Origin of the sequence: Rheinheimera metallidurans (genome assembly GCF_036983985.1) — a bacterium.
GTDB classification, from domain to species: Bacteria; Pseudomonadota; Gammaproteobacteria; order Enterobacterales; family Alteromonadaceae; genus Alishewanella; species Alishewanella metallidurans.
This window is the reverse complement of record NZ_JALAHQ010000013.1, coordinates 1-1,237: the sequence shown is the minus strand read 5'-3', so window position 1 is coordinate 1,237 and position 1,237 is coordinate 1. Positions and strand designations below refer to the sequence as shown.

At 44.2% G+C, this 1,237-nt stretch carries 1 protein-coding gene; it reads left to right on the top strand.

Translation table 11 applies throughout. From position 1 onward, the window contains the following. The first annotated feature begins 94 nt into the window (after positions 1–94). The gene (gene dfrA1 / locus MN199_RS14715) at positions 95–568 is read left to right on the top strand and encodes a trimethoprim-resistant dihydrofolate reductase DfrA1 (RefSeq protein WP_000777554.1); all 474 of its coding nucleotides are present in this window, start codon (positions 95–97) and stop codon (positions 566–568) included. The last annotated feature ends 669 nt before the right edge of the window (positions 569–1,237 follow it).

The window sequence follows — 1,237 nt, the reverse complement described above, 5'->3', positions numbered from 1 at the left end:
ACGCCGTGGGTCGATGTTTGATGTTATGGAGCAGCAACGATGTTACGCAGCAGGGCAGTCGCCCTAAAACAAAGTTAACCTCTGAGGAAGAATTGTGAAACTATCACTAATGGTAGCTATATCGAAGAATGGAGTTATCGGGAATGGCCCTGATATTCCATGGAGTGCCAAAGGTGAACAGCTCCTGTTTAAAGCTATTACCTATAACCAATGGCTGTTGGTTGGACGCAAGACTTTTGAATCAATGGGAGCATTACCCAACCGAAAGTATGCGGTCGTAACACGTTCAAGTTTTACATCTGACAATGAGAACGTATTGATCTTTCCATCAATTAAAGATGCTTTAACCAACCTAAAGAAAATAACGGATCATGTCATTGTTTCAGGTGGTGGGGAGATATACAAAAGCCTGATCGATCAAGTAGATACACTACATATATCTACAATAGACATCGAGCCGGAAGGTGATGTTTACTTTCCTGAAATCCCCAGCAATTTTAGGCCAGTTTTTACCCAAGACTTCGCCTCTAACATAAATTATAGTTACCAAATCTGGCAAAAGGGTTAACAAGTGGCAGCAACGGATTCGCAAACCTGTCACGCCTTTTGTACCAAAAGCCGCGCCAGGTTTGCGATCCGCTGTGCCAGGCGTTAAGGCTACATGAAAATCGTACATTACGAAGCGAATGCACCATGGATAGGAAGAATGAAATGCCCAAACCCAAAGTGTGGGAAGGAAACTCCTGCCTGGCAATCGAGCGGCATGAGCGACAGTTGCCCGCATTTTTTCTGTGATACTTGCTCGAATGTAATCCATAGAGAGCAGGACCATGCATTACTGTATGAAAATGAAATCAATCAAGAGCTCTTGGATCGAATAGCAGCAACTCTTCCAGATTGCCCTTGCGGGGGTAGGTTTGTTCCTGGTGCAAACCCAAAGTGTCCGAGTTGCAAGACCGAGTACGTGCACCAATGGGATGCAGTGAAAAGGTTGAATGTACCTTTTATGCCAATCTTGGATGGTTCCTGCTTGATTCGAGATAGGCTGTATTCGTATGAAGTATGCATTGGTTCTAAACCAAAATACTGGTGGCGTTTGTTCACAAATGCCTTAACAAGTTTAGGCAAGGGACGCTCCTGACGTCGCGCCCCTGCTAAAAGCGTTAGATGCACTAAGCACATAATTGCTCACAGCCAAACTATCAGGTCAAGTCTGCTTTTATTATTTTTAAGCGTG